Origin of the sequence: Pseudomonas sp. B6002, assembly GCF_013385985.1 — a bacterium.
Classification (GTDB): domain Bacteria; phylum Pseudomonadota; class Gammaproteobacteria; order Pseudomonadales; family Pseudomonadaceae; genus Aquipseudomonas.
In genome coordinates, this window is record NZ_JACAOY010000011.1 from 1 (window position 1) to 24,462 (window position 24,462).

Annotated in this window: 18 protein-coding genes; 12 read left to right on the top strand and 6 right to left on the bottom strand. The window is 61.8% G+C overall.

Features of this window, described 5'->3' with window-relative positions; genetic code table 11:
- Positions 1-105: 105 nt before the first annotated feature.
- The 8 genes from recC (at position 106) to HX792_RS15500 (ending at position 13,875) form a co-directional block, all read left to right on the top strand.
- Positions 106-3,558 (top strand): exodeoxyribonuclease V subunit gamma, encoded by a 3,453-nt coding sequence (gene recC, locus HX792_RS15465; RefSeq protein WP_176996909.1) that lies wholly within the window; start codon positions 106-108, stop codon positions 3,556-3,558.
- Entirely contained in the window at positions 3,555-7,229 is a 3,675-nt protein-coding gene (gene recB, locus HX792_RS15470) for an exodeoxyribonuclease V subunit beta (RefSeq protein ID WP_176996910.1), read from the top strand. The genes recC and recB overlap by 4 nt, the downstream gene beginning before the upstream one ends.
- Positions 7,226-9,295, top strand: coding sequence for an exodeoxyribonuclease V subunit alpha (gene recD / locus HX792_RS15475; RefSeq protein ID WP_176996911.1), 2,070 nt, complete (start codon positions 7,226-7,228; stop codon positions 9,293-9,295). The genes recB and recD overlap by 4 nt, the downstream gene beginning before the upstream one ends.
- A 142-nt stretch (positions 9,296-9,437) precedes the next feature.
- Positions 9,438-10,013 (top strand): YfiR family protein, encoded by a 576-nt coding sequence (locus HX792_RS15480; RefSeq protein WP_176996912.1) that lies wholly within the window; start codon positions 9,438-9,440, stop codon positions 10,011-10,013.
- Entirely contained in the window at positions 10,010-11,272 is a 1,263-nt protein-coding gene (locus tag HX792_RS15485) for a diguanylate cyclase domain-containing protein (protein WP_176996913.1), read from the top strand. The genes HX792_RS15480 and HX792_RS15485 overlap by 4 nt, the downstream gene beginning before the upstream one ends.
- Before the next feature lie 4 nt (positions 11,273-11,276).
- Positions 11,277-11,768, top strand: a complete 492-nt coding sequence (locus HX792_RS15490; RefSeq protein WP_176996914.1) for an OmpA family protein — start codon at positions 11,277-11,279, stop codon at positions 11,766-11,768.
- 311 nt (positions 11,769-12,079) lie between these two features.
- A complete protein-coding gene (locus tag HX792_RS15495) occupies positions 12,080-12,928 on the top strand; it encodes an EamA family transporter (protein ID WP_176996915.1) in 849 nt (282 codons plus the stop codon).
- A complete protein-coding gene (locus HX792_RS15500) occupies positions 12,928-13,875 on the top strand; it encodes a LysR substrate-binding domain-containing protein (protein ID WP_176996916.1) in 948 nt (315 codons plus the stop codon). Before HX792_RS15495 ends, HX792_RS15500 begins: the two co-directional genes overlap by 1 nt.
- 39 nt (positions 13,876-13,914) lie before the next feature.
- Here the strand turns inward: HX792_RS15500 and HX792_RS15505 are convergent, their stop codons facing one another.
- Positions 13,915-14,862, bottom strand: coding sequence for a LysR family transcriptional regulator (locus tag HX792_RS15505; protein ID WP_176996917.1), 948 nt, complete (start codon positions 14,860-14,862; stop codon positions 13,915-13,917).
- Positions 14,863-14,991: 129 nt separating this feature from the next.
- On the opposite strand from HX792_RS15505, the gene HX792_RS15510 reads away from it, so the two are divergent.
- Both HX792_RS15510 and mmsB read left to right on the top strand, forming a co-directional pair.
- Complete coding sequence (locus HX792_RS15510; protein ID WP_176996918.1) at positions 14,992-16,509, top strand: CoA-acylating methylmalonate-semialdehyde dehydrogenase; 1,518 nt, start codon at positions 14,992-14,994, stop codon at positions 16,507-16,509.
- Between the two features lie 15 nt (positions 16,510-16,524).
- A complete protein-coding gene (gene mmsB / locus HX792_RS15515; protein ID WP_176996919.1) occupies positions 16,525-17,412 on the top strand; it encodes a 3-hydroxyisobutyrate dehydrogenase in 888 nt (295 codons plus the stop codon).
- A gap of 48 nt (positions 17,413-17,460) precedes the next feature.
- On the opposite strand, the gene HX792_RS15520 is transcribed toward mmsB, so the two are convergent.
- The gene (locus HX792_RS15520; RefSeq protein WP_010206533.1) at positions 17,461-17,805 is read right to left on the bottom strand and encodes a cupin domain-containing protein; all 345 of its coding nucleotides are present in this window, start codon (positions 17,803-17,805) and stop codon (positions 17,461-17,463) included.
- A 318-nt stretch (positions 17,806-18,123) separates the two neighbouring features.
- On the opposite strand from HX792_RS15520, the gene kynB reads away from it, so the two are divergent.
- Together kynB and kynA are read left to right on the top strand one after the other, a co-directional pair.
- Complete coding sequence (kynB, locus tag HX792_RS15525; protein ID WP_176996920.1) at positions 18,124-18,774, top strand: arylformamidase; 651 nt, start codon at positions 18,124-18,126, stop codon at positions 18,772-18,774.
- Positions 18,771-19,628 (top strand): tryptophan 2,3-dioxygenase, encoded by an 858-nt coding sequence (gene kynA, locus HX792_RS15530; protein WP_176996921.1) that lies wholly within the window; start codon positions 18,771-18,773, stop codon positions 19,626-19,628. Before kynB ends, kynA begins: the two co-directional genes overlap by 4 nt.
- A gap of 137 nt (positions 19,629-19,765) precedes the next feature.
- Here the strand turns inward: kynA and HX792_RS15535 are convergent, their stop codons facing one another.
- From HX792_RS15535 to antA, 4 genes are all read right to left on the bottom strand, one after another.
- Positions 19,766-21,169, bottom strand: coding sequence for an amino acid permease (locus HX792_RS15535; RefSeq protein WP_176996922.1), 1,404 nt, complete (start codon positions 21,167-21,169; stop codon positions 19,766-19,768).
- 69 nt (positions 21,170-21,238) lie between these two features.
- Positions 21,239-22,246, bottom strand: a complete 1,008-nt coding sequence (gene antC / locus HX792_RS15540) for an anthranilate 1,2-dioxygenase electron transfer component AntC (protein ID WP_176996923.1) — start codon at positions 22,244-22,246, stop codon at positions 21,239-21,241.
- 117 nt (positions 22,247-22,363) lie between these two features.
- Positions 22,364-22,855 (bottom strand): anthranilate 1,2-dioxygenase small subunit, encoded by a 492-nt coding sequence (gene antB, locus HX792_RS15545; RefSeq protein WP_176996924.1) that lies wholly within the window; start codon positions 22,853-22,855, stop codon positions 22,364-22,366.
- On the bottom strand, positions 22,855-24,246 hold the full coding sequence (antA, locus tag HX792_RS15550) for an anthranilate 1,2-dioxygenase large subunit (protein WP_176996925.1): 1,392 nt from the start codon (positions 24,244-24,246) through the stop codon (positions 22,855-22,857). The genes antB and antA overlap by 1 nt, the downstream gene beginning before the upstream one ends.
- Between the last annotated feature and the right edge of the window lie 216 nt (positions 24,247-24,462).

Genomic DNA, 24,462 nt, shown 5'->3' on the forward strand with positions numbered 1-24,462 from the left:
TTTGTTTTGGGCGGTCGAAAAGCCAGCTAACATCCCGACTCCGCCAACAACGCCTCACAGTGCTAAAGTCGCACCCTCGATTTTGCTTTTCCCAAGGAAGCCGTTATGCCGGATGCGACGTCCCTCAGCGCTGGATTCATGGTGGTTCACGGCAACCGCCTGGACGAACTGCGCAGCCTGGTGGTCAGTTGGATGCGCCGCTATCCCCTGGCGCCTCTGGAAAACGAAATCGCTCTGGTACAAAGCAATGGCATCGCCCAATGGCTCAAGCTGGCCCTGGCTGAAGACCCGGAAGAAGACGACATGGGCGGCTGTGGCATCGCAGCAGCAATCGACGTGCAACTGCCCGGCAGTTTCATGTGGCAGCTCTATCGCATGGTCTTGGGCAAAGATGAAATCCCGCCCAAGTCTCTGCTCGATAAAGCCCCGCTGACCTGGCGCCTCATGCGCCTGCTTCCGGAGCTCATCAATCAACCGCACTTCGAACCGTTGCAGCGCTTTCTCACCCATGACACCGACCTGCGCAAACGCTACCAACTCGCCGAGCGTCTGGCCGACCTGTTCGACCAATACCAAGTCTACCGTGCCGACTGGCTAGAGGACTGGGCAGCCGGCCGTCACCAATTGCGCAGCGCTAGAGGTGAACCCAAGCCACTCAACCCCGCAAACTGCTGGCAAGCCGAGCTATGGCGCGCACTCTTGTTGGACGTCGGTGAGGAGGGCATGGCCGAAAGCCGCGCCGGTGTTCACCAGCGTTTTATCGAACGTATTAATAGCCTCGAAAACGCTCCGGCAGGTCTGCCCTCCCGGGTCATTGTGTTCGGCATCTCCTCTTTGCCCGCGCAAGCACTGGAAGCACTCGCCGGCCTGGCACGCTTCAGCCAAGTCTTGTTGTGCGTGCACAACCCTTGTCGCCACCATTGGTCCGACATCGTCGCCGACAAAGACCTGCTGCGTAACGAATACAAACGCCAAGCCCGCAAAGCCGGCATGCCGGTCACCATCGACCCACAAACCCTGCACCAGCACGCCCATCCGCTGCTGGCTGCCTGGGGCAAGCAAGGCCGCGACTACATCAGCCTGCTGGACAGCTACGACGACCCCAACAGCTACCGCGCCGCCTTCCGCGACGGGCGCATCGACCTGTTCAGCGACAGTCAGCCCACCACGCTGCTCAACCAGCTCCAGGACGACATCCTCGAACTGCGCCCGCTCAACGAAACCCGCGAGCTATGGCCTGCCGTGGACCTGGAACACGACACCTCAATCCGCTTCCACATTGCCCACAGCGCCCAGCGCGAAGTGGAAATCCTTCACGACCAACTCCTCCAGCGCTTCAGCGCCGACCCCACGCTGCGCCCCCGGGACATCATCGTCATGGTCCCCGACGTCGACAGCTACGCGCCGCATATCCGTGCAGTGTTCGGTCAACTGGAAAGAAGCGATCCACGCTTCATCCCCTTCACCCTCACCGACCAAGGCCAGCGCGGCCGCGATCCTCTGCTGATCGCCGTCGAACACCTGCTCAAGCTCCCCGATAGCCGCTTCCCCGTCAGCGAAATTCTCGACTTGCTTGACGTGCCCGCCCTGCGCGAGCGCTTCGCGATCAAGGAGCGCGACCTGCCCACGCTGCATCGCTGGATCGAAGGTGCCGGTATCCGCTGGGGGCTCAATGCCGAACAACGCGCCGGTCTCGGCTTGCCGGATGAGCTGGAGCAAAACAGTTGGCGGTTCGGCCTGCGCCGTATGTTGTTGGGCTACGCGGTCGGCACCGGCGCGGCGTGCAACGGTATCGAACCCTACGACGAAATCGGTGGCCTTGACGCTGCTCTTATCGGCCCCTTGGTCGCCCTGCTCGATGCATTGAATGAAGCGCACCACGCCCTGTCCCAATCAGCCGCCCCTCAACAATGGGGCGAGCGACTGCAGCGCTTGATGCAACTGTTCTTCCTGCCGAGCAGTGAACACGACGACTACCTGCTAGGCCAACTCGAGCAACTGCGCGAGACCTGGCTGGAAACCTGTGAGTCCGTCGGCTTGCAGGATGAGTTACCGCTCACCGTCGTCCGCGAAGCCTGGCTGGCCGGACTGGATCAAGGTCGCCTGTCCCAACGTTTCCTCGCCGGGGCTGTCAATTTTTGCACCTTGATGCCCATGCGTGCGATTCCGTTCAAGCTCGTATGCCTGCTCGGCATGAACGACGGCGACTACCCGCGCGCCCAGCCACCCTTGGACTTCGACCTCATGGGCAGCGACTATCGCCCTGGTGACCGTTCACGCCGTGAAGACGACCGCTACCTGCTGCTCGAAGCCCTGCTGTCAGCCCGAGACCAGTTGTACATCAGCTGGGTGGGCCGCAGCATCCGCGACAACAGTGATCGCCCAGCCTCCGTGCTGATCGGCCAATTGCGTGACCACCTCGCCAGTGGCTGGCACAACGTAAATACAGCAGAGCTCCTGCTGGACGCCATGACTCAGGAACACCCACTCCAACCCTTCAGCGCGCGCTATTTCCACGAAGGCGACCCACTGTTCAGCTATGCCCGTGAATGGCAGTTGCTCCACGAAGCACCGGTTACCAGGCTTGAAGAAGAGGGGCTCCCGCAACACGAGCAGGAAGAACCCCTGACCCTCGGCCAGTTGCAGGACTTCCTGCGCAACCCGGTCAAACACTTCTTCAGCCAGCGTCTCAAAGTTTTCTTCGAGGCCGCTGAAGTGCCCCTTGCCGACGAAGAACCTTTCGTACTCGACGCGCTGCAACGCTACAGCCTCAGCGACAGCCTGCTGAGCGCCGCACTCACACAGCCCGACCATCTCGACCAAGCCCTAAACGCCCAGGCCCTGCGTTTGCAAGGCAGCGGCCTGTTGCCCATGGTCGGCTTTGGCGAATGCTTGCGTAACGAACTGATCGAGCCGTTGCCTGACCTGTTGCAACGCTACCAACAATTACTTGCCCTCTGGCCGACGCCTCACACTGGCGCGGAACCGATCGGTTTTGAGCATCAAGGCCTTCAACTTGATGGCTGGATCAGTGGTCTGCACCGGCGCAGTGATGGTGGCTTGCTGAGTGTCACCACCATCCCCAACAGCATCGGCTCGATCAAATCACGCAAGTGGCATCGCCTGATCCGTCCCTGGGTCAATCACGTGGTTGCCTGCGCCTGCGGGCTGCCGTTGAGTACCGGCTTGGTGGCCAGCGATGACACCTTGCTGCTGTCACCTCTGGATAAACCTGCCGCCCAGGAAATCCTCGGCCACCTGCTGCTGGCCTGGCATACCGGTATGAGCAAACCGCTGCCTGTCGCCGTTAAAACCGCCTTCGCCTGGCTCGGCCAAACCGATCCTGTTAAAACCCTGGCAGCGGCGAGTAAAGCCTACGAGGGCGACGGCCTCAAAACCGATGGCGAACGCCGCGAAACCCCAGCGCTCACGCGACAGTTCCCCGACTTCGCCACCCTAATGGCGAGTGAAGAGTTTGAAGGTTGGTGCGAAACCCTCTATCGCCCCCTGCTCAACGCTCCATGGCGATCACTGACAAGCGAGGAGGCCAGCGCATGAGCAGCAAACCCTTGGCCCTGGCTTTCCCGCTAAAAGGCAGCCAGCTGATTGAAGCCAGCGCCGGTACCGGCAAGACCTTCACCATCTCCGCCCTCTATCTGCGCCTTGTGCTCGGGCACGGTGGTGATGAGTCAGGCTTTGGCCGCGAACTGTTGCCACCGCAAATCCTGGTGGTGACCTTCACTGATGCGGCCACCAAGGAACTGCGCGAGCGCATCCGCATCCGCCTGGCCGAGGCCGCGCGCTTCTTCCGTGACGAAATCCCGCAGCCCGATACCTTGATCGCCGACTTGCGCGATCAATATCTGCCGGAACAATGGCCTGCCTGCGCCAACCGCCTGGACATCGCAGCCCAGTGGATGGACGAAGCTGCTGTCTCCACTATCCACAGTTGGTGCCAGCGCATGCTGCGCGAACACGCCTTCGACAGCGGCAGCCTGTTCACCCAGACCCTGGAAACCGATCACAGCGACCTGCTCGGCGAAGTCCTGCGCGACTACTGGCGGCTGTTCTGCTACCCCATGCACGACGACGCGCTCAACTGGGTGCGCAATAACTGGGGCGGCCCTGCCGCATTGATGCCGCGAGTGCGTGCGCTGTTTGGCAGCGAACGGCCCACCGACGAAACCCGCGACCCCGCCGAACTGATCAACGCATGCCTGCAGGAGCGCCGTGAGGCGCTGGTACAACTCAAGGCGCCCTGGCAGCAATGGGCCGCCGAGTTGCGCGACATCTGCCTGCAAGCCGTGGCCGCCAAAGCCGTCGACGGCCGCAAGATGCAAGCCCGCTACTTCGAGCCCTGGTTTGAAAAGATCAGCGCCTGGGCCGCTGACGAAACCCTGGAGCAACTGGACATCGGCACCGGTTTCACCCGCCTCACGCCTGACGGCATGGCCGAAGCCTGGAAGGGTGAGCCGCCGCATCACCCCGGCATCGACGCCATGGCCGGTCTCAAGGCTGCCCTCGATGCGTTGCCAAGCCCCGACGCCGCCGTGTTGCAACACGCCGCTGGCTGGGTCGGCAAACGCTTTGAGGACGAAAAACGCCGTCGTGCCGAAATGGGCTTCGACGACATGCTCATCCGCCTCAATGCCGCGCTGCAAGCCGATGGCGGCGAGCGCCTGGCCAGCGTGATTCGCGAGCAATTCCCGGTGGCGCTGATCGACGAGTTCCAGGACACCGACCCGGTGCAATACAGCATCTTCGACAGCATCTACCGCATCGAAGAAAACCACCTCGACAGCGGCCTGTTCCTGATCGGCGACCCCAAGCAGGCGATCTACGCCTTCCGTGGCGCCGACATCTACACCTACCTGCGCGCGCGGCAGTCCACCACCGGCCGCCACCACACCTTGGGCACCAACTTCCGCTCCAGCCATGCGATGGTCGAGGCGGTCAACCACGTGTTCCAACGTGCGGAAACCGGCCGTGGTGCTTTCCTGTTCCGTCAGCCGGATGGCGAAAACCCGGTACCGTTCCAGTCGGTGCTGTCCCAAGGCCGCAAGGAACAGCTTCAAGTCGACGGGCAAACGCTGCCCGCCCTGAACCTCTGGCACTTGCCCACCGACCAGCCGATATCCAACGTGGTCTATCGCCAGCAACTGGCAGCGGCCTGTGCCACGCAAATTGTCGAGTTGCTCAATGGCGGGCAGCAAGGTTCGGCGGGTTTCCTGCAGCCGGACACGAGCTTCAAGGGCGTGCTTCCGTCGGATATCGCCATCCTTGTGCGTGATGGCAAGGAGGCCCAGGCGGTGCGGGCCGAGTTGGCCGCCCGGGGCGTGCGCAGCGTTTACTTGTCGGATAAAGATTCCGTCTTTGCCGCCCAGGAAGCCCATGACCTGCTCGCGTGGCTCAAGGCCTGCGCCGAGCCGGATGTCGAGCGCCCCCTGCGCGCCGCCTTGGCCTGCGTCACCCTGAACCTTTCGTTACCGGAATTGGAACGTCTGAATCAAGACGAACTGGCGTGGGAAACCCGCGTCATGCAGTTCCGAGGTTACCGTGCGATCTGGCGCACCCAGGGCGTGCTGCCAATGTTGCGACGCCTGCTCCATGACTTCCAACTGCCACAAACCCTGATCGCCCGCAGTGACGGCGAGCGCGTGCTGACCAACCTGTTGCACCTCAGCGAACTGTTGCAGCAAGCCGCATCGGAACTGGACGGTGAACAGGCGCTGATCCGCCACCTGGCCGAGCACCTGGCGCTCTCCGGGCAGGCCGGTGAAGAGCAGATCCTGCGCCTGGAAAGCGATGAGCAACTGGTCAAGGTGGTGACCATCCACAAGTCCAAGGGACTGGAATATGACCTGGTTTTCCTGCCCTTCATCTGTTCGGCCAAGCCGGTCGATGGCAGCCGTTTGCCGCTTCACTACCATGATGAACACGGTAAATCCCACGTCAGCCTGCGCCCAACCGCCGAGCTGATCGCCCAAGCTGATGACGAGCGCCTCGCCGAAGACCTGCGCTTGTTCTACGTCGCGCTGACCCGCGCCAAACATGCGTGCTGGCTCGGCATTGCCGACCTCAAGCGCGGTAATAACAGCAGTTCCGTGCTGCACCTTTCGGCACTCGGTTATCTACTGGGTGCGGGAGCCTCGCTGGGCGAGTCCGCTGGCCTTGCACGTTGGTTGCTGGATCTCCAGGAAGGCTGCCAGGCAATCCACTATGGCCCGGTGCCCGAAGTCACCAGCATCGTGTTCCACCCGCCCAAAAATGAAGCTACTTTGCTTGCGCCTTTGCTACCCAAACGCAAGGCGGCAGAGAACTGGTGGATCGCGTCCTACAGTGCCCTGCGTATTGGCGACAGCATGAGCGCCGCCAGCCTCGAAGCGCCGGAAAGCCCTCAGGCCCAGAAGCTGTTCGATGACGAGCGCCTGGACCCCGACGCACCGCGCGAAGTAGCCGCGTCTGGCGGCGACATTCACCGTTTCCCGCGAGGGCCGAACCCAGGTACGTTCCTCCACGGCCTGTTGGAATGGGCGGGTGACGAGGGCTTCAACGTCACCCCAGCAGACATCGAAAAAGCCGTGGGCGCCCGCTGCAACCGCCGCAACTGGGAAGGCTGGATTGTGACCTTGAGCGGTTGGCTGGGCCAACTGCTGCAAACACCGCTGCCGGTGGATAACGGCCGCATTACCCTCAGCGGCCTCACGCAGTACCAGATCGAAATGGAGTTCTGGTTCGCCAGCCACAAAGTCGACGTGCTCGCCCTCGACAAACTGGTGTGCCAGTACACCCACGAGGGCGTCTCTCGTGTCGCTGCCGAGCCGGTGTTGCTCAATGGCATGTTCAAGGGGTTTATCGACCTGACCTTCGAACACGACGGCCGCTACTACGTGGCCGATTACAAATCCAACTGGCTCGGCCCTGACGATTCGGCCTACACCCATGACGCCATGGAGCAGTCGATCCTCGACCATCGGTACGACCTGCAATACGTACTTTACCTGCTGGCCCTGCACCGACAACTGAAGGCTCGCCTGCCGGACTACGACTACGACCGCCACGTAGGCGGCGCGCTGTATGTGTTCCTGCGCGGCACCCAGTCCGCCAGCCAAGGCGCGTATTTCACCCGGCCACCACGGGCGTTGATCGAAGGTCTGGACCTGATGTTCCAGGGCAAATCCATCCCGCCGAAGGCCGAGCCCGCCTGGGAACAAGGAGTGCTGCTATGAGCCTGTCTCCGCTACCGCTTGAAGCGCTCGAGCCCCTCAGCCGCGCTGCCGACCTGGTGCAGTTGCTGGAACGTTGGGTTGACCGCGGCTGGCTGCGTGCCTTGGACAAAGCGTTCGTCGGCTTCCTGCACGAACTCGACCCACAGGCCGATCCGTTGGTGCTGCTGGCAGCGGCCTTGACCAGCCACCAGTTAGGCCACGGTCACGTCTGCCTAGACCTGTTCGAAACCCTCAAGGCCCCCGACTTTGCCCTGTCCCTGCCGCCCGAAGGCGACCTGCAAACCGGCGCCATGCTGTTGCCGTCGCAACTGCTGGACGGGTTGGACGGTGCCCACTGGTGCCATGCGCTGGCTGCCAGCCACTTGGTCGCCCTGGCCGTCGATGGCAGCGAAGCCGCCCAAAGCCGGCCCTTGGTCCTGTCGGGCAAACGCCTGTACCTGCGCCGCTACTGGACTTACGAGCGGCGCATCGACACGGCCCTGCGCGTGCGCCTGGCGACCCAGGAAACCGTCAGCGCCGACTTGCCCCAGCGCCTCAATGGCCTGTTCGACCAGCCCCCGCCCGACGGTGTGATCGACTGGCAGAAACTGGCCTGCGCCCTGGCCACTCGCGGTGCCTTCAGCATCGTCACTGGTGGCCCCGGCACCGGCAAGACCACCACCGTGGTGCGCCTGCTCGCGCTGTTGCAGGCCCCAGCCGTGGAAACCGGCAACCCGCTGCGCATCCGTCTGGCCGCCCCCACCGGTAAAGCCGCGGCACGCCTCACCGAGTCCATCAGCCAGCAGGTGCTGTCGCTGAAAGTGCCGGACAACGTGAAGGAAAAAATCCCGACCCAGGTCACCACCGTTCACCGCTTGCTGGGCAGCCGCCCGGGCACGCGGCACTTCCGTCATCACATCGGCAACCCGCTGCCCCTGGATGTGCTGGTAGTGGATGAGGCCTCGATGATCGACCTGGAAATGATGGCCAACCTGCTCGATGCCTTGCCGCCTCATGCACGCCTGGTATTGCTGGGCGACAAGGACCAACTCGCCTCGGTCGAGGCGGGCGCGGTACTCGGCGATCTGTGCCGCGATGCCGAGGCTGGCTGGTACAGCCCTCACACGCGGCATTGGCTGCAAGCGGTCAGCGGCGAAGACCTCAGCGCCAGTGGCCTGCAAGAAGACCTCGACGGCAGTCACCCGCTGGCGCAGCAGGTTGTGATGCTGCGTTATTCACGGCGATTCGGTGAAGGCAGCGGCATAGGGCAACTGGCGCGTTGGGTCAACCAGCAAAATGCCGAAGAAGCCCGCAAGCTCCTGGCGGCCCGCAGTCACGCCGACCTGTTCTGCGTCAGCCTCAAAGGCGAGCACGACCACGCATTGGAGCGCCTGGTGCTGGACGGGCAGGGCGACGGCGCCCAGGGTTATCGCTACTACCTCAACCTGCTGCAATGCGCCCGACCGCCTCTTGATACACCGCGCGAAGACGCGGCGTGGACCCACTGGGCGCAACAGTTGCTGCAAGCGTTCGATGCCTTCCAATTGCTCTGTGCCGTGCGTAAGGGGCCGTGGGGTGTCGAAGGTCTCAACCTGCGTATCACGGCGGCCCTGCGCAAAGTGCGGCTGATCGAAGGCGATGATCAATGGTACGAAGGCCGCCCGGTACTGATGACCCGCAACGACTACGGCCTGGGCCTGATGAACGGTGACATCGGCATTGCCCTGAAATTACCCGAAAGCGACGGCCGTCCCCAGGTGCTGCGTGTGGCCTTCCCGCGCAACGATGGCCAGGGCGGTGTGCGCTTTGTATTGCCCAGCCGGCTCAATGATGTGGAAACCGTGTACGCCATGACCGTGCACAAGTCCCAGGGCTCGGAGTTCACCCACACCGCCCTGATCCTGCCGGACGCGCTGAACCCGGTGCTCACCAAAGAGCTGATCTACACCGGCATCACCCGGGCCAAGCGTTGGTTCAGCCTGATCGAGCCCCGTGGCGGTGTGTTCGAGGAGGCAGTGCGACGCAAGGTCAAGCGTTTGAGCGGGCTGATGCTGGAGCTGGAGCATGCAGCTGAAAAAATTGACTGACAGGTCACGCAATATTTCTGATTCAGTCGTCTGATTTTTCTGAAAAAATAGCGCGCCCCGCGAAGACCTACTCTTCGCGGGGTTTTCCGCCGCTGTGCTATCGTTGCGGCATCACCCTGAAAACACCTGAGAGAATCGCTGCATGAACGTGGCTGTCTCGCCCGCAGAGCGCAGTTTGAGCTGGAGACGCATGTTACTGGTGGCGGTTCTGTGCCTGCTCGCGCCCCGGGCATTTGCCCAGTCGCTTGCCCCGGCCAGCCTGGCTGACCAGCGTGCCCAGGCGGTCACCCAAGTGGTACTCGGCATCCTCAGTTATGCCCGTTGGCCAGTGGAGCCTGCGCAATTGCGCCTGTGCATCATCGGGCCGACCCAATACACCGACGATCTGGTCAAAGGCACCACCCAGGCCACCGGCCGACCGGTGGTGGTGCAACGCCTGCTGGCGGATCATCCCGATATCGTCAACGCCTGCGACGCGGTGTACATCGGCAAGCTCACCGCCGACGAACGCGGTCGCCTGTTTGCCTCGTTGATCGGCCACCCGGTGCTCAGCATCAGCGAAGGCGGCGATCAATGCACCGTGGGCAGCCTGTTCTGCCTGCGCGTGGCGGATGACCAGGTGTCTTTCGAGGTCAATCTCGACTCGGTCGCCCGCAGCGGCGTGCGTATTCACCCCAGCGTGCTGCAGTTGTCTCGCCGTCGAGCGCCTGCGCCATGAGCCTTGAAAAAGCGCGGCCAACCCTGCGCTCCGTCATCGGCCGAGGGCATTTGATCCTGGCGCTGGTGGCGGTGACGCTGGCGAGTGTCTCCCTGACCCTGCTCGGCGTGCTGGCGCTGCGGGTGTATGCCGAGCACAACCTGCACCTGATCGCGCGCTCCATCAACTACACCGTGGAGGCGGCGGTGGTGTTCAATGACAGCGCCGCGGCCACTGAGGCCCTGAGCCTGATTGCGTCCACCGAAGAGGTCGCCGAGGCCGAGGTGCAGGACGTGAATGGCAAGGTGCTCGCGCAATGGACTCGCCCGGAAACCGGCATGCTGTCGCGCGTCGAACTGGCGTTGGCCCATACCTTGCTCGAACAGCCGATCAATCAACCGATCCTTCACCAGGGGCGAACCATCGGCAGCATTCACCTGACCGGCCATGGCGGCAGCTTGCTGCGCTTCTTGCTCAGCGGCCTGGCCGGGATCCTGATCTGTACGGCCCTCAGCGCGTGGGTCGCCTTGCACCTGGCGCGGCGCCTGTTGCGTGGCATCACCGGCCCTCTGCAGCGCCTCGCCTCCGTGGCTCACGCCGCGCGCAGCGAGCGCGATTTCGACCGCCGCGTGCCCCCTGCGCAAATCGCCGAACTCGATAGCCTGGGCAGCGACTTCAACGCGTTGCTCGGCGAGATGGAAGCCTGGCAAAGCCACCTGCAAAGTGAAAACGAATCCCTCGCCCACCAGGCCAACCACGACAGCCTCACCGGGCTGCCCAACCGCGCCTTTTTCGAAGGGCGGCTGATTCGTGCCCTGCGCGGCGCGGCCAAGGCCAAGGAGCGGGTGGCGGTGTTGTATCTCGACAGCGACCGTTTCAAAGAAATCAACGACAGCTTTGGCCACGCCGCTGGCGATGCGGTGCTGGTGGCCGTCGCCGACCGCGTGCGGGCTCAACTGCGCGAAGATGACCTGGTGGCGCGCCTGGGCGGTGATGAGTTCGCCATCCTGCTCGCGCCCTTGCACAACGTGGAAGACGCCCAGCGCATCGCCGACAAAATCATTGCCAGCATGGACCTGCCGATCCCGGTGCCCGGCAACACCCAGGTGTTGACCTCACTCAGTATCGGCATTGCGATCTACCCCGATCATGGCGCCACGCCCGGCACCCTGCTCAATGCCGCCGACGCGGCGATGTACCAGGCCAAGCGTTTATCGTCCGGTGGCCAGCAAACGGCGGAGCCGGAGAGCCCCGTCGTCAACGTTCAACACAGGAGTTGATCCCTTGTTCTCGACCACGCGATTCATGTTTATCACCTTGCTGGTGGCGTTCCTTGCCCTCGGTGGCTGCCAGACAGCCCCGCAAAAAGGCCTGACCCCGGCCCAGGTCGCTGTGCTCAAGCAGCAAGGTTTCGAACTCACTGACGAAGGCTGGGCATTCGGCCTGTCCGGCAAAGTGCTGTTCGGCAGTGACGTCGAAACCCTCAACCAGCCCAGTACCGACATCGTCCAGCGTATCGGCAAGGCCCTGCTGGGCGTCGGTATCGAACGCGTGCGCGTCGACGGCCACACCGACGCCTCAGGTAAGGAAACCTACAACCAGCAACTGTCCCTGCGCCGCGCCAAAAGCGTGGCCACGGTGCTGCAAGGTGTAGGCATGAAAGAAGAAAACATCCAACTGCGCGGCCTGGGCAGCAGCGAACCGGTCGCGCCGAACACCACGGCAGCGGGGCGCACCGAAAATCGGCGAGTGTCGATTGTGGTGATTGCGGACTGAACCCGTCCCCCCAATCTCAATGTGAAACCCAATCAACTGTGGGAACTGGCTTGCCTGCGATAGCGGTGTCGCAGTACTGGATGTATTGACTGACACACTGCCATCGCAGGCAAGCCAGCTCCCACAGTTGGTTTGCGGTGTGCTTGAAACCGCGTTTGCTAAGTAATTTCTCCGTAGGAAAGCTCAGCCATGAAGAGCCTTGATGGCTAGGTTGATGAGGTTTCGCTTTTTCGCACGAGGTCGGCTTAGTTAAATGGCCGCTCTGAGTTGCCCCGAAGCTCATAACGTACATCCGCCACAAGTCGAGCCCCATGGACAACTCCGATATTGCGATCACGCTGGTCTTGATCTCTGCCTTCATGCACGCCACCTGGAACGCTGTTGTCCGCGCCGGCAGCAGTCGCTTCATGACCTTGGCCATGGTGGATGGCACAGCGCTGGTGATATGCCTGTTGGCGCTGCCGCTTGTGAGCGCGCCGAGCCTCGATGTATGGGGCTACATCCTCGTCTCGGTGGGTCTCAATACGGTCTATCGGTTGTTTCTGATCAAAGCCTATGAGACGGGGGATTTCGGTCAGGTGTACCCGGTGATGCGTGGGATACCGCCCGTGCTGGTCGCGCTGTTTTCCTACTTTCTGTTGCATGAGCAGCTGTCACCCCAGGCGCTGGCGGGAGTGCTGCTGATTTGTGTGGGCATCATCAGCCTAACCTTTGTGCGCAGGATGACGGCGAAGATGTTCAAACCGATCCTGATGGCAACGTGTGCCGGAGCGTTTATCGCGGCTTACACGGTGGTGGACGCCAAAGGCGTAAGGGCCAGTGAGACGGTGTTGCAATACATCATCTACCTGACGGTGTTCCAGAGCATTCCGATCCCGGTGCTGGCGTTTTCCAGGGAGCGTTCAGCGTTGGCGAATGCGATCCGCGGGCATTGGCGAGTCGGCGTGTTAGGCGGTGTTTTTTACCTGGCGTCTTACGGGTTGGTATTGTTTGCGTTGTCACTGGACGCGGTGGCCAAGGTCTCAGCGCTGCGGGAAACCAGTGTTATTATCGGCGCCATTATTGCCGCGCTGTTTTTTAAAGAACGGTTCGGTTGGCGACGGATGCTGTCGGCATTCATCATTGTTTGCGGGATCATCTCTATCAAAGTGAGCACCTGATGGCCCAGCGTCCGCCTCCCACACCGATGCTTCAAGCCTTCGTCAGCGCTGCGCAAACCGGTAGTTTTGCGCGTGCGGCGTCGGAGCTTAACCTTACCGCGAGTGCCATCAGCCATCAGATTGCAGGCCTGGAGGAGTGGTGGGGCGTGCAGTTGTTTGAGCGGCATTCACGCGGCGTCAAGCTGACGTCCGCGGGGCAGGCGTTGTTGCCGGTTACCGATGGATTTTTCAAGGCACTGGATGGGGTGCTGCATTCACTCAACCCTTCAAAGCCCCGACCGCTGTACCTCTCCTGCACATCTTCCCTCTGTTCGACGTGGTTGATCCCCAGGATGCACGGCTCTCACACCGAGGCCTCGTTCAACCTTGATCTGGTGTTGACCAGCGTCGACATCAACAGCGCCAGCCTGGAAGCGCATCAATACGATGTCGCTGTGGTGATGGGGCACGGCGATTACCCGGATCATCATGTTGAACTGCTGATGCGTGACGCGGTGTTCCCCGTTTGCTCGCCGGAATTTCTACAGTTGAAAGGGGATATTGCGCCGGGTGAAGTCGCCCAATACCCGCTGATTCATCGGGTGGACGATCAGGTGTGTCCGGGGTGGGAAAGCTGGTTTGCGTTTCAGGGGCTGACGGCGCCGCCTTATCACCATGGACCGAGATTTCCCGATTCGAGCCTGGCGATCAGTCTGGCGGTAAGGGGCACAGGGATCGCACTGGGCAGGACTGCGTTGGTGTATGACCAATTGGAAAACGGTGCATTGGTTGCGTTGAAAAGCCCCGTGATGATGTCCCCTGCGGCCTACTACATCATTTGTCGAAATGGGCGGCAGTCAGAGCCGGATATTGCTCGGCTGATTGAATGGCTCAAGACGCGTGCGGGTGAGTTCCTGCGCGACGTTCGAGCTCGTTATCCGAATATTGCCGGGGCTGGTACGGTGTAAGTCTATGAACGATGTGACGCTTACCTGTAGGGCTGCGTTTTAATCCGCGAACCGCATCTCCCGTGTCTCCCCCATCAACAACCCCTGGTTCTGCTCCGTCACTTCCCTGATGTAGTCCCACAACAACGTTATCCGCTTCAACTTGCGCAAATCCTCCCGGCAATACATCCAAAATTGCCGCGTAATCGCTATCTGCTCCCCCAGCACCGGCAACAACCGTGGATCCTGCGCCGCTAAAAAGCACGGCAATATCGCCATGGACCGCCCCTGCTGCGCCGCCACGTACTGCGCGATCACGCTGGTACTGCGCAAACTGGCGCTGGCGCCGGGCACCACGTTGGCCAGGTACAGCAGCTCTGAGCTGAACGCCAAGTCATCCACATAGCTGATAAACGGGTGTTCGGCCAAATCCGCCGGTTTACGGATCGGCGGGTGTTGGTCCAGGTATTCCTGGGTGGCATACAGCTGCAATTTGTAATCACACAGTTTGCAGCACACATAGGGCCCGTGTTCCGGCCGTTCCAGGGCGATGACGATGTCGGCTTCGCGCTTGGACAGGCTGATGAAGTGGGGCAGGGGCAGGATGTCCACCGAGATGGCGGGGTAGGTGTCGACGAAGTGGCTTAACTGCGGGGTGACGAAGAAGCTGCCGAACCCTTCGGTGCAGCCCATGCGTACGTGCCCAGACAGCGCCACGCCCGAGCCGGAGACTTGCTCACAGGCCATGTGCAAAGTGCTTTCGATGGACTCGGCGTAACCCAGCAAACGCTGGCCCTCGTTGGTGAGCACGAAGCCATTGGTCCGGGATTTTTCGAACAGCAGCGTACCGAGGGACACTTCCAGTGAGCTGATGCGCCGCGACACCGTGGTGTAGTCCACCGCCAGGCGCTTGGCCGCCACGCTGGCCTTGCGGGTGCGGGCCACTTCGAGGAAAAACTTCAGGTCATCCCAGTTCAGGGCGCCCAGGGACGTGATGTTTTTTTGCATATTGGTCCGGCTTTTATGTGCGTTCTTATTAGAGATTTGCACATCTATACTCGAAAAACAGTCCGAACGCCTCATTTCCAAGGCGATTCACGCGCCTTGTCTCTGCATAACTACAAGATTGGAGACCACATGAACGCATCTGCCGATATTTCCGTGCAACAGGTCAAGCTGCTGATCAACGGTGAGTGGGTCGAGTCCAAGACCACCGAGTGGCACGACATCGTCAACCCGGCCACCCAAGAGGTGCTGGCCAAAGTCCCTTTTGCCACCGCCGGTGAAGTCAATGCCGCCATCGACGCCGCCCATCGCGCCTTCCAGACCTGGAAGCTGACGCCGATCGGCGCGCGCATGCGCATCATGCTCAAGCTGCAAGCCTTGATCCGCGAACATTCCAAGCGCATCGCCGTGGTCCTCAGCGCCGAGCAGGGCAAGACCATTGCCGATGCCGAGGGCGATATTTTCCGTGGCCTGGAAGTGGTGGAGCACGCCTGCTCCATCGGCACCCTGCAAATGGGCGAGTTCGCCGAGAACGTCGCCGGGGGCGTCGACACCTACACCCTGCGCCAACCCATCGGCGTGTGCGCCGGCATCACCCCGTTCAACTTCCCGGCGATGATCCCGCTGTGGATGTTCCCGATGGCCATCGCCTGCGGTAACACCTTCGTGCTCAAACCGTCCGAGCAGGACCCGTTGTCGACGATGTTGCTGGTGGAGCTGGCGCTGGAAGCCGGTGTGCCGGCTGGCGTGCTCAACGTGGTGCACGGTGGCAAGGACGTGGTGGATGCGCTGTGCACCCACAAAGACATCAAGGCCGTATCCTTCGTCGGCTCGACCGCCGTGGGCACTCACGTCTACGACCTGGCCGGCAAACACGGCAAGCGTGTGCAATCGATGATGGGCGCCAAGAACCACGCCGTGGTGCTGCCGGATGCCAACCGCGAACACACCCTCAATGCCCTGGTCGGCGCCGGTTTTGGCGCGGCGGGCCAGCGCTGCATGGCCACTTCGGTGGTGGTGCTGGTGGGCGCGTCCAAGCAATGGCTGCCGGACCTGAAAGCATTGGCGCAGAAACTCAAGGTCAATGCCGGCAGCGAAGCGGGCACGGATGTCGGCCCGGTGATCTCCAAGCGCGCCAAGGCACGCATCCTGGACCTGATCGAAAGCGGCGTGAAAGAAGGCGCCAAGCTGGAGCTGGACGGCCGCGACATCAAGGTGCCGGGCTTCGAGCAAGGCAACTTTGTCGGCCCGACCTTGTTCTCGGGCGTGACTACCGACATGCAGATCTACACCCAGGAAATCTTCGGCCCGGTGCTGGTGGTGATCGAGGTTGCGACCTTGGATGAAGCCATCGCCCTGGTCAACGCCAACCCGTTCGGCAACGGCACCGGCCTGTTCACCCAGAGCGGCGCGGCGGCGCGCAAGTTCCAGAGCGAAATCGACGTGGGCCAGGTCGGCATCAACATCCCGATCCCGGTGCCGGTGCCGTTCTTCAGCTTCACCGGCTCCCGTGGTTCCAAGCTTGGCGACCTGGGCCCGTACGGCAAACAAGTGGTGCAGTTCTACACCCAGACCAAGACCGTCACCAGCCGTTGGTTCGACGACGACACGGTCAACGATGGCGTCAACACCACCATCAACCTGCGCTGACTCCGGGAGACGACCATGAAGATTGCATTTATCGGCCTGGGCAACATGGGTGCGCCCATGGCCCGCAACCTGATCAAGGCCGGCCACGTGCTGAACCTGTTCGACCTGAACCAAGCCGTGCTCAAGGAACTGGCCGAACTGGGCGGCACCATCAGCTATTCACCGCGTGATGCGGCCACCGGCGCTGAACTGGTGATCACCATGCTGCCCGCCGCCGCCCATGTGCGCAGCGTGTGGCTGAATGAAGACGGCGTACTCGCCGGCATTGGCAAAGGCGTGCCGGCGGTGGATTGCAGCACCATCGACCCGCAGACCATCCGCGACGTCGCGACAGTGGCGGCCAAGCAAGGTGTGGCCGTGGCCGACGCCCCCGTCTCCGGAGGCACCGGCGGCGCCGCGGCAGGGACGTTGACCTTCATGGTCGGCGCCACCGCGGACCTGTTCGCCACCCTGCAACCGGTGCTGGCGCAGATGGGCCGCAACATCGTGCACTGCGGCGACGTAGGCACCGGGCAAATCGCCAAGATCTGCAACAACCTGCTGTTGGGGATCAGCATGGTCGGCGTCAGCGAAGCCATGGCTTTGGGCGACGCATTGGGCATCGACACCCAGGTGCTGGCGGGGATCATCAACAGCTCGACCGGGCGTTGCTGGAGTTCTGACACCTACAACCCGTGGCCCGGCGTGATTGAAACGGCGCCGTCGTCCCGTGGCTATACCGGTGGGTTTGGCGCCGACCTAATGCTCAAGGACCTGGGCCTGGCCACCGAAGCTGCGCGTCAGGCCAAGCAACCGGTGATTCTCGGCGCCGTGGCCCAGCAGTTGTATCAATCGATGAGCCAGCGCGGGGAAGGGGGCAAGGACTTCTCGGCGATCATCAACAGCTATCGCAAGCCCAAATAGGGGCGTTTCCGGGAACCCACCGTGGGTGGGTTCCCGGGTTTTTGCGGCTCAAGCAAACACAAAATACTTACGCACCGTCTCAACCACTTCCCACGTCCCCTTCATCCCTGGCTCCACCACGAAGATATCCCCAGCCCGCAGGTGAATCGGCTCCAGGCCTTCCGGGGTGATGATGCAGTAGCCTTCCTGGAAGTGGCAGTATTCCCACTTCACGTAGTCCACGTACCACTTGCCCGGGGTGCAGATCCAGGTGCCCATGATCTTGCTGCCGTCTTCGCTGGTGTAGGCGTTGAGGTTGACGGTGTGCGGGTCGCCTTCGAGTTTTTCCCATTTACAGGCGTCCAGGACCGGCAAGGGGTGGGTGTCGCGCAGTACGGTGATGGGCTTGGACATGATGTCTCCAGGGCAGGGAATGGAAAGAGCCACCCTAAGGCCTTGGGCTTAGCAACAGTGGTCTGAACTCGACATCGGGATGCCCAGAAGCGCAGGTCCTGCACAATGCCAAACCCCGTAGGAGCCGGCTTGCCGGCGATGGCGCCCTTCAGAACGCCATCGCCGGCAAGCCGGCTCCTACAATTGAAATATCCAATCACGAATAGCGCATTTCTTCGCAGTAAGTACGAAAGATTTCCGTCCCGGCGCCAGAATTCGCAAGAAAATTCGCAACAGGCCCTCGTATCATTCACCCCAGTAACCGCCGAGAGCCTTCAGATGAACCCAATAAAAACGTGGTGGGATATCAGCCCGCCCTTGAGCACGGCGACCCCGACCTGGCCGGGAGATACGCCGTTCCAGGAAGAGCGCGTGTGGCAGTTTGGTCCGGAGTGCCCGGTGAATGTGGGGCGCATCACCTTGTCGCCGCACACCGGCGCCCACGTGGACGCACCGCTGCATTACAGCGCCGACGGCGCGCCGATTGGCGAGGTGTCGCTGGACGTGTACATGGGCCCGTGCCGCGTGCTGCATTGCCTGGGCAGCGGCGCCCTGGTGCAGCCGCATCAGCTGGAAGGGCGTGTGGATAACTTGCCGGAGCGCGTGCTGCTGCGCACTTATCCACAAGCGCCGCTGACCGAATGGGATTCGAACTTCACCGCCATCGCCCCGCAAACCATCGAGCTGCTCGCCAGCCTGGGCGTGCGTTTGATCGGCATCGACACCCCGTCCCTGGACCCGCAGCAGTCCAAGACCATGGATTCGCACAACGCCGTGGCGCGCCATGGCATGGCGGTTCTCGAAGGCATCGTGCTCGACGACGTACCGGAGGGCGACTATGAACTGATCGCCCTGCCGCTGCGATTTGCCAACCTCGACGCCAGCCCGGTCCGCGCCATTCTCCGCCCGCTCAAGGAGCCCACGCGATGAGCCAATGCCCTTTCTCTGCTGATTATCAGCCGCCCGAAGAATGGCATAACGCCGAACTGAATTTTTCCGAGTCCATGAGCTACGGCGATTACCTGGACCTGGGCAAAGTCCTCAGTGCCCAACACCCGCTGTCGCCGGACCACAACGAAATGCTCTTCATCATCCAGCACCAGACGTCCGAGCTGTGGATGAAACTCATGCTCCACGAACTCAAGGCCGCCCGCGAACACGTGCGCCTGGGCGAGTTGCCGCCGGCGTTCAAGATGCTGGCGCGGGTGTCGCGGATCTTCGACCAACTGGTGCACGCCTGGGCAGTACTGGCGACCATGACGCCGTCGGAGTACAAGGCGATCCGCCCGTTCCTGGGGCAGTCGTCGGGGTTCCAGTCGTTCCAGTACCGCGAGATCGAATTCATCCTCGGCAATAAAAGCGCGGCGCTGTTACGGCCCCACGCCCATCGGCCAGAGCTGTTGAACGAGTTGAAAGTGGCGATTGCCACGCCGTCGCTGTATGACGAGGCGATCAACCTGATGGCCAAGGCCGGCCTGGCGATTGACCCGAAACGCGCCGAACGCGACCCGACGGCGCCGACGGTACACGATGACTCCGTGGAGGCGGCGTGGCGTGAGGTGTATCGCGACCCGAGCCGTTATTGGGATTTGTATCAGTTGGCCGAGAAATTTATCGACCTGGAGGACTCGTTCCGCCAGTGGCGTTTCCGCCATGTGACGACGGTGGAACGGATCATTGGCTTCCAGCCGGGCACCGGCGGCACCGAGGGCGTGGGGTATTTGCGCAAGATGCTCGACACCGTGCTGTTCCCGGAACTCTGGCGAGTACGCTCCACGCTCTAAACAAAAAAGCCCCGGATTACCGGGGCTTTTTATTGGTTGAAACACACCCTTTGTAGGAGCCCGGCTTGCCGGCGATGGCGTCTTCGATATCGGCGCAAGGCTTGAGGCCCATCGCCGGCAAGCCGGCTCCTACAAGGTTATTGTGCGTTGACCACCGCATTGCCTTTGCGAACCCGCAACCGGTAGGCCACATAAATAATCCCCACCCACACCGGCATCGCATACACCGACTCGCTGATGCCCGGAATCGCCAGCATCACGCTGATGATCATCACCATGAACGCCAGGCACAGGTAGTTGCTGAACGGGAACCAGAAGGTCTTGAACGACGGGGTCACGCCTTGCTGGCCCATGGCTTTGCGGAACTTGATGTGGGTGATGCTGATCAGCGCCCAGTTGATCATCAGCGAGGCAACCACCAGCGCGAACAACAGCTCCAGCGCGCTTTTCGGTGCCACGTAGTTGACCACCACGCACAGCATCGTCACCAACGCCGAAATCGCCAGGGCGCGGATCGGCACGCCTTGCTTGTTCAGCTTCATCAGCGATTTCGGTGCATCGCCTTGCTCGGCCAGGCCGAACAGCATGCGGCTGTTGCAGTACACGCCGCTGTTGTACACCGACAGCGCCGCGGTCAGTACCACGAAGTTGAGGATGTGCGCGGCGGTGTCGTTACCGATCAGCGAGAAGATCTGCACAAACGGGCTGCCGCTGTAGGCATCGCCCGACGCGCCGAGGGTTTGCAGCAGTTGGTCCCATGGGTACAGCGACAGCAGCACGGTCAGGGCGCCGACGTAGAAAATCAGGATGCGGTAGACCACCTGATTGATCGCCTTCGGGATCACCTTGCGTGGCTCGCTGGCCTCGGCCGCAGTAATGCCCACCAGCTCCAGGCCGCCGAACGAGAACATGATGAACGCCATGGACATCAACAGCCCCATGCCGCCATTGGGGAAGAATCCGCCGTGGCTCCACAGGTTGCTGACGGTCGCTTGCGGGCCACCGGTGCCGCTGAACAGCAGGTAGCAGCCGAGCACGATCATGCCGACAATCGCCACCACCTTGATGATCGCGAACCAGAACTCGGCCTCACCGAAGAACTTCACGTTCAGGGTGTTGATCAGGTTCACGGCCACAAAGAACACCAGCGCACTGACCCAGGTCGGGATCTCCGGCCACCAGAACTGGATGTACTTGCCCACCGCCGTCAGTTCGGCCATGCCCACCAGGACGTAGAGCACCCAGTAGTTCCAACCCGCCAGGAAGCCTGCGTAGCCGCCCCAGTATTTGTGGGCGAAGTGGCTGAAGGAACCGGCCACCGGCTCTTCGACGATCATCTCGCCGAGCTGGCGCATGATCAGGAACGCGATGAAGCCGGCAATCGCGTAACCCAGGATCATCGACGGCCCCGCCGACTTGAGTACCCCGGCCGAGCCGAGGAACAACCCCGTACCAATCGCCCCTCCCAAGGCGATCAGCTGAATATGCCGGTTCTTCAGGCCACGCTTGAGGCCTACCGGGTTAACCATGTCATCCGCCATTAACATTCCCTTCTACTTGTTTTTCTTAGGGTAAGTGCACGCGCAGCTGCCCCTCAGAAGTACTGAGGGTCAGATATTACTCTGCGTAAACTTTTCGTAATACAGCTGAACGCCATCAAGTGCCTGATCCGCCAGCCATTGTTGGACGGATTCGACCATTGGAGGGGGGCCGCACAGGTACATATCTGCCGAACTGTCCCGCCATTCGGCCACCTCGAAATGCTCGGTGAGGTAGCCGCGCTTGCCGGGCCAGTCTTCGGCGGGCGCGCTGAGCACCTCGGTGTAGCGAAAGCCCGCGATTTTCGAAGCATAGGCCTGGATGCGCGCCGCTTCGCACAAGTCTTCGGCACCCCGCACGCCGTAATACAGGTGAACGGGGTGGTCGCAGCCGTTGGCGGCCAGTTCGTCGAGCATGCCCAGCAAGGCCGACAGCCCGGTTCCACCGGCCACCAGCACCAGCGGCTTGGTCACGTGGCGCAAGTAAAACGCGCCCAGCGGGGCTTCGATCAACAGCTCATCGCCCACCTGGCAGCGTTTGCGCAGGTAGTTGCTCATCACCCCGTCGGGCAGCAGGCGCACCAGGAACTGCAGGTGATTCCCCGGCAGGTTGGCGAAGGAGTACGACCGCCAACTGTCCGTGCCTGGCACCGACAGGCGTGCATATTGGCCGGGCAGAAAATCCAGGGCCTGTTCCAACTGCACCTGCAGGATCGCCGTGCTGGCCGACACCTGCTCCACCGCGCTCACGGTGCCCCTTACCTGCACGGGCCCCGGCGCATTGCAAAGGCTTGAGTCGAAGTCGAAATAGAACGTCGCGTCGGACTTCACCCGCGTCTGGCAACTGAGCATCTTGCGCTGCTGCAGGTCGAGGCTGGACAGGGCTTCTTCGTCGACATAATCCTGGGTGTAATCGCCGCTCTCGCAGCGCCCCTGGCAGGTGCCGCACACGCCTTCGCGGCAATCCAGCGGGATCTTGATGCCATTGCGCAGCGCCGCATCCAGCAGGACTTCATTGGCGCCCACCGGAAGAAACAGGGTCTTGCCATCGGCAAAACTGAAGGCCACTTTATGATTCATCCACCATTCTCCATGGATTCGATAACTGTAGGAGCTGGCTTGCCAGCGATAGCGGTCTGGCGGGCGGCAGTGCTCAACAGGTCAGACGCCATCGCCGGCAAGCCGGCTCCTACAGGGTCAGAGGTGATAGAAGTCGAGCACCGAGTTGATGGTGTCGTTGAGCAGCAGCGTATGCTTGCGGGTGATCAACCAGCTGTCGCCATCGGGCTTGAGGCGGTACGTGGCATGCCCGTAGAACTGCTCCGACGTGGCCAGGCGATAGAACAGCGTGTGCCAGTTCAACTTCACCTCCAGCGTTCCATCCACCTGCTCGGCAATGCGCACGTTGTTGATCAGGTGCAAAGTGCGCGGCATCGGCGTGGCTGACGCGGCTTTGCCGGTGCGCAAACGAAATACACGGTCTTCCAGGCCCGAGCGGTTGGCGTAGTAAATCAACGACATTTCGCGCTTGGGGTCGCGGGTGTAGACGTGCTCCGAGTCCCACTGCGGCAGGTGGAATTCACTCTGCGGGTCGAACAGCTGCACATAGGCGTCCCAGTCCTGGGCATCACACAGCTCGGCCTTGCGATAGAAGAACTGCTCGATCCGATACTGCAATTGGGCGTTCATTACTCCACCTCCCGCAGTGTCAGCGCTTGCTTGTCGAGGCCTTTGAGCAGGAACTGCTGCCAGTTGCGGTGCTGGTTCACATACAGGCCTTCGTGGGTGAATTCGGTGCCGGTCATGGCCGGTTGAATGCCGATGGCTTCGCTGTTGGGCGTGGGCCCGGTCTCCCAGCGATGGCTGCCGCGCGAGATATCGCTCCAGCGCTCCAGGCGGCCCTGGAAACCGCGCTGGGCTTCGCGAAACTCCACCAGGTCATCCGGCGTGCCCATGCCCGAGACGTTGAAGAAATCCTCGAACTGGCGGATACGGTTTTCGCGGTCGGCGTCGGACTCGTTCTTGACCCCCAGGCACTGGCTGATGATCTCGGTCTTGTTCCACGCCACCGGGCGGATGATGCGCAGTTGCGAGCTGATCTGGTCGAGAAAGAACAAGCTCGGGTAGATGTTCAGGTTGCGCAGGCGGTGCATCATCCACTCGGCCTTCTGCTGGCCGTGTTCCTCTACCAAGCGCGGCATGATGGTGGCGTAGCCGGAGCGCACGCTCGGGTTGGGCATGTCGCTGAACAACAGGCTGTGGCCGTTGTTGAACGCAAACCAGCCGTCATCGGTGTTTGCGTCGCCCGCGCCGAGCTTGCTGTAGTCCAGGGTGCTGCCAGCGCCTGTGCCGTTCTCGGTGTTGACCTGCTGGCGGTGCTGCACCGTGGCCACGTAGTTGTAGTGCACGGTGCTGACGTGATAACCGTCCAGGCCGTTCTCGTTTTGCAGCTTCCAGTTGCCGTCGTAGGTGTAGGCGGATTTGCCCGGCAGCACTTCCAGTTCGCCGGTGGCGGACTGGGCGACCATCATGTCGAAAAACACTTTGGCATCGCCGAGGAAGTCTTCCAGGCTGTCGGTGCCGTTGACGTCCAGGCTGATAAACACAAAACCTTTGTAGCTCTCGATGCGGGCCTTTTTCAGGCCGCGCGTGGCTTTGTCGAAACCTTCCGGGTACTCCTCCGGTGCCTTGACCTTCACCAGCCGGCCGTCGCTCTTGTAGCACCAGGCGTGGAACGGGCAGGTAAAGGTCGATTGGTTGCCCTTGCCGACCCGCGTCAGGGTGGTGCCGCGATGCTGGCAGGCGTTGATCAGCGCATTGAGCCGGCCTTCGCCATCACGGGTGATGATCATCGGCTGGCGCCCGGCGCGCATCGTCACGAAGTCGTGGGGGTTGGCCAATTCGCTTTCGTGGCAGGCGTAGATCCAGTTCTTTTCGAAGATCAGTTCCATCTCCAGGTCGAACAACTCCGGCTCGGTGAACATGTCCCGGGCGATGCGGAACACTTCATCCTCCGGGCGAAAATCCAGACAACCTTCGATAAACGTTTTCCACTGCTCGACGCTTCTTGCACCACTCATGGGAGGCACCTTTTTTGATCAGGGCTAATCGGTGGTTCATTAGAGGGGGCGGGGCAGGGCGCGGGCTATCCGCTAAATGGGCGAACCTGCGCCGGAAAGTTGGGCCGCAAAATTGGGCAGCAAATACCCAACCCGGTGCAGGGCGGTGACGGGATGCGCTACTGTCTTGCGGGGCAAAGGGCGCGCAAACCGGCGACTTATCCACATAGTCGATCG

What these genes read in the sequence shown, in the direction of transcription:
- recC (WP_176996909.1), top strand. Translation starts at nt 106, where the DNA reads ATGCCGGATGCGACGTCCCTCAGCGCTGGATTCATGGTGGTTCACGGC.
- recB (WP_176996910.1), top strand. Translation starts at nt 3,555, where the DNA reads ATGAGCAGCAAACCCTTGGCCCTGGCTTTCCCGCTAAAAGGCAGCCAG.
- recD (WP_176996911.1), top strand. Translation starts at nt 7,226, where the DNA reads ATGAGCCTGTCTCCGCTACCGCTTGAAGCGCTCGAGCCCCTCAGCCGC.
- HX792_RS15480 (WP_176996912.1), top strand. Translation starts at nt 9,438, where the DNA reads ATGAACGTGGCTGTCTCGCCCGCAGAGCGCAGTTTGAGCTGGAGACGC.
- HX792_RS15485 (WP_176996913.1), top strand. Translation starts at nt 10,010, where the DNA reads ATGAGCCTTGAAAAAGCGCGGCCAACCCTGCGCTCCGTCATCGGCCGA.
- HX792_RS15495 (WP_176996915.1), top strand. Translation starts at nt 12,080, where the DNA reads ATGGACAACTCCGATATTGCGATCACGCTGGTCTTGATCTCTGCCTTC.
- HX792_RS15500 (WP_176996916.1), top strand. Translation starts at nt 12,928, where the DNA reads ATGGCCCAGCGTCCGCCTCCCACACCGATGCTTCAAGCCTTCGTCAGC.
- HX792_RS15505 (WP_176996917.1), bottom strand. Translation starts at nt 14,862, where the DNA reads ATGCAAAAAAACATCACGTCCCTGGGCGCCCTGAACTGGGATGACCTG.
- HX792_RS15510 (WP_176996918.1), top strand. Translation starts at nt 14,992, where the DNA reads ATGAACGCATCTGCCGATATTTCCGTGCAACAGGTCAAGCTGCTGATC.
- mmsB (WP_176996919.1), top strand. Translation starts at nt 16,525, where the DNA reads ATGAAGATTGCATTTATCGGCCTGGGCAACATGGGTGCGCCCATGGCC.
- HX792_RS15520 (WP_010206533.1), bottom strand. Translation starts at nt 17,805, where the DNA reads ATGTCCAAGCCCATCACCGTACTGCGCGACACCCACCCCTTGCCGGTC.
- kynB (WP_176996920.1), top strand. Translation starts at nt 18,124, where the DNA reads ATGAACCCAATAAAAACGTGGTGGGATATCAGCCCGCCCTTGAGCACG.
- kynA (WP_176996921.1), top strand. Translation starts at nt 18,771, where the DNA reads ATGAGCCAATGCCCTTTCTCTGCTGATTATCAGCCGCCCGAAGAATGG.
- HX792_RS15535 (WP_176996922.1), bottom strand. Translation starts at nt 21,169, where the DNA reads ATGGCGGATGACATGGTTAACCCGGTAGGCCTCAAGCGTGGCCTGAAG.
- antC (WP_176996923.1), bottom strand. Translation starts at nt 22,246, where the DNA reads ATGAATCATAAAGTGGCCTTCAGTTTTGCCGATGGCAAGACCCTGTTT.
- antB (WP_176996924.1), bottom strand. Translation starts at nt 22,855, where the DNA reads ATGAACGCCCAATTGCAGTATCGGATCGAGCAGTTCTTCTATCGCAAG.
- antA (WP_176996925.1), bottom strand. Translation starts at nt 24,246, where the DNA reads ATGAGTGGTGCAAGAAGCGTCGAGCAGTGGAAAACGTTTATCGAAGGT.